1 protein-coding gene is annotated in these 4,174 nt (G+C 37.0%); it reads right to left on the reverse strand.

Annotated features, from left to right (window positions below; genetic code table 11):
- Positions 1 to 850: 850 nt before the first annotated feature.
- Entirely contained in the window at positions 851 to 3,913 is a 3,063-nt protein-coding gene (locus GAB14E_RS18830; RefSeq protein WP_033080905.1) for a collagenase, read from the reverse strand.
- Between the last annotated feature and the right edge of the window lie 261 nt (positions 3,914 to 4,174).

The following is a 4,174-nucleotide window of genomic DNA, read 5'->3' on the forward strand; positions in this document are numbered from 1 at the left end:
ATATAGTTTAATATAACAAATAAAAATCATCAAAACTGAATTTAAACTAGCCATTGATTCGATGAATACCAACTATATTATTTTAAATAAAGACTTGAATAATAATACCACCCCTCTTCCCTGAGCGATAAGTGAAGGGTCAAAACACAAGGTCATGATTAAATTGTTAACGCCTTTTCTTTATGTACTTTAACATCCATATGTTATATCGAATTACTTGCTAGATTATCTACATCTAAACCTTATGGCTTTGATATACAAGTACTCATGATCTTATTTAGAAACAGTTACTCTAATGTTCGAGTAACAAAAGTTTAAAACGCTGACCCTTTCGCAACTTATATTTCATTTAGCTACGAAACCGTATCTAAAACCTTAAATGCAAATTAAATACTTTTTTTAAAAAAACTTCAATAATTTAGGCACAAAAAGCAAGCTTCAACACTTTTGGCCCACTATCACTCCATCACTGTAGAGTTCTAATCTAAGTTCGGATTTCTTTTATGATTTGTTGCTTGTTCATATGACAAATCCAAGAGTTATATGTTTTTACTGATAAAATGAATGGTTCGTGAAAATATATGCTGATTAATTTTAGAGAGGAACTTCTGTTTTTTTTCACCTATTTATTTAAAAATACAGTAAACATTCTTCGAATTCAGGAGCTGTAATAAATCATGGAGCTTATTTTAAAGGCTTATTTAGCTGTCCTGTTTTTTTGATTTAAGATTTTTATAAGCAAGTCTCCGAGTTAACCTCTCAAAAATCACTTATTTAAACAAAAAAAACCCTGACAACATCAGGGTTCACAATATATCTAACTATTCGTTAGCTTTATCATTAATGGAAATTAATCAATAGTAATCGTTAACGACCCATCAGTAACACCGCTGTTGCGACCACGTATGGAAATATACCATGTGCCTGCGCTTGGCTTGCTTCTGAAAACATTGTCACCGAGAGTATCTCTTTCATCATAATTTGATGCACTTCCTTGAGAGCCTTCATTGAGCATCAACATAGCAGTTCCACCATTTTTGTCTAAATCAACATTGATACTAGTGGCGCCAGCAGGTACTTCAATCGGAATATGTAGATATTCACCACTTGCTACTGTTACCGAATGTGCTTCTACTATAGGCAGCTCTGAATTACAGTTTGGTTCACAACCGTTACTACCATCGCCGATAGTTACGCTATAATCTTCAATTTCACCTTCAAAACCACCTGTTGCATTCGGTGTACCGTAAGACATAGCGACACGCATACGGGTTGTTAAGCCATTAGCTGATGCAAGGTTTGATAAAGTACCTGTTATGTCATTCGACTTACTTGAACTTTGATAGACAATTTCATTAGAGGAAAATTCAAAATTACCGTCTAAATCGACATAAACAATCCAGTTTTCATCAGAATTACCCGACGCACTTAAGCTTATTTCATCACCATCTGCAATGGTTATCGCAGATAATCCAGAAAAATCACCATAACCATTATCGTCACCACTAGTATTACCTTGACCGGCAACGGTTACGCTATCTATATGTTCCCAATTCGTATTGTTCTCAGCCGGTGCCTCATATTCACCTGTATTACAGTTTGGCTCACAACCGTTACCAGCATCATTAATAGTTACAGTGTAATCTTCGATTTCACCTTCAAAACCACCTGTTGCATTTGGAGTACCGTAAGACATAGCAATGCGCATGCGAGTTGTTAAACCGTTAGCTGAATCAAGTTGAGACAATGTGCCTGTTACTTCATTAGATTTGTTATCACTTTGATAAACAATTTCATTAGTAGAGAAAGAATAATCGCCATTCATATCAACCCAAACTATCCAGTTTTCATCTGAATTTCCAGAAGCATCTAAACTGATTACATCACCGTTAGTTATTGATATCGGTGCTGAGGTAGAGAAATCACCATAACCATTATCATCACCACTAGTAGTATTATTACCTGCAATGGTTACGCTTTCGATATATTCCCAATTAGTGTTATTAGCGGCCGGTGCTTGATATTCATTATCAGTTGGAATATCAATAATAACCTCTTCGCCAATATTGATAGTATTGCTACCACCGTTTAACGCAAAAACGCCAGCACAATTATTATTTTCATCAATAGCAATCAAACGATCACCTTCTACCCAATAATCAGCAGTCCAAGACTCCCCTTTAGCCAACTCGGCATAAGAATCACCATCAATATTACCGTCAGTATTTAACCAAAACAAAGAAACCTCTGTACTGGCCGTATTGGTAACCGTTACTTCTGCGTCAACCGATGAGTTGCGATCAAAATACTCTATTTCTGCCATACAAACTTTAGTTGCTGGAGCTGGCAATGGCGTAGCGTTATTAACAGTTAATGAAGCATTAACAACAACACTGTTGCCCGGAGCTTCGACCAATATATAATAGCGTCCCGCTGATGCCTCTGTTATTTGACATGATTCAACATTTCCATCTAATTTTATTCTTTTGCTTTCACCAACATGGCCAGAGAAACATGCTACGGTATCGGGCTGAAATGCATTAGGTACGCTACCGACTTTACCAACATACAAGCTACCATTACCACCGCCACCTTCTAACTGTACGGTAAAATCGTCTCCTGAACTTATATCAATGTAATATAAGCTGCCCGGCTCTGTAGTTACCGTTTCGGTTTGATTCCAATTAAGCTTTTTAGCACTGTCAGGAAAATCATTAACTAAATCCCCCGTTAACCAACTTCTAAAATCTGAGTTATAGCGTGTACCGTATGTCGTTAAAAGCGAGTCAAAAGCGTCAAAATCTCCAGCGCGTAATTCACTGATTAACTCCTGAGTCGCGGTTGGTTGTTCTTCAATAAGGTAACGAATGGCCACAGCACCCAAGCCATATGGATCATCAGTGTTATCCAAAATGATCTCTGAAAGGGTTACATCATTGCCAACTTGTGCAGCTTGACCATAACGTACAGTGCCATAAGGAGTATTATATTCAGAAATAAATTCCGCCATACCTTCGGCCCACCAATATGTTAAATGAGGCAACTCTTTACTAAAGTCACCTTCTTTTAGGTAGCGTCCATCTAAGTAATGCACAACTTCATGAGTAAATGACCAAGGATACCATTGACCGTCAGCCCAATCTTGTGCTTCAAAAGTAATGATATTACTTTGGCTACTTGCTTGCTCTGGTGTACCCTCAAGATATACCCCAGTATCACTGGTCTGATTAAATAACTGCTTTCCAGCGGTGCGATAGGCATTGTGGTTAGCAAAAAGGTTAATATCAACTTGATCGTTAACATCATTACTAACCGGATCACGGCCAGTATTAAATACTGTATGGAACAAGTTTTCAATATCGCGAAGCTGTTTACAAGCTTCATCACCATGTTTAGCAATAAACTCAAGATCTTGCGCTTTTATGGTAAAAGTATCCGTAGTATCAGTACAAGACAGAACTTGTGGTTGAGCATCACTGGCTACGCCAAGAGAAACACCGCTAAAATCTTCCCACGCAGTAATATTTATTTCATAACGCCCTTCTGTAGCATTGTCTATGTAACAAGCTTCTTCATTCGCATCAACAGCGCCAACGGACAACGCACCTATACAGTGCTCATATGTCAGTTCTTCATAACTAGAGTAGGTAATTGTCATTGCATCCGATGTTAACTCAAAATCAGCATCACCTGTTCCACCCGTCATATATATTGAAAGCGGAGAACCACTTCTAGGTACATCTATATAATAAGAGATCACGTCCCCTTTTTTAGCAGACAAACCTGTTAATAAGTCGCCATCTTGTATAGCGGTGGCAGCCTGACTTGCAAAACTTGCCATAGTAAGCGGTATGAACATAGCTGCCCACAATATTGATTTTTTATTCTTTAACACTACTTTTGAATTTTTCATTAGTTTTAATCCTGAATGTTACTCTTGTTTAATGCTATTTATAATTATTGAGCCTTTAAAGGTCTCTTTAACATTAGATAATTGACGGCTGAATTCAGGCAAATTAATATCTCTAAAAACAATACCGAGATATACTTCATGTTTAATCCCTATCAAGTAAGTTGCCCTATAAGTGAGCTGATTACTCTTTAACATGAAATATTGATAAGCTAAAATTCAATGTACAATTTTCGGTTACTTCATTTTGTCATTCTCATAGAT

The sequence above is a fragment of the Colwellia psychrerythraea genome (assembly GCF_000764185.1).
GTDB lineage: Bacteria > Pseudomonadota > Gammaproteobacteria > Enterobacterales > Alteromonadaceae > Colwellia > Colwellia psychrerythraea_B.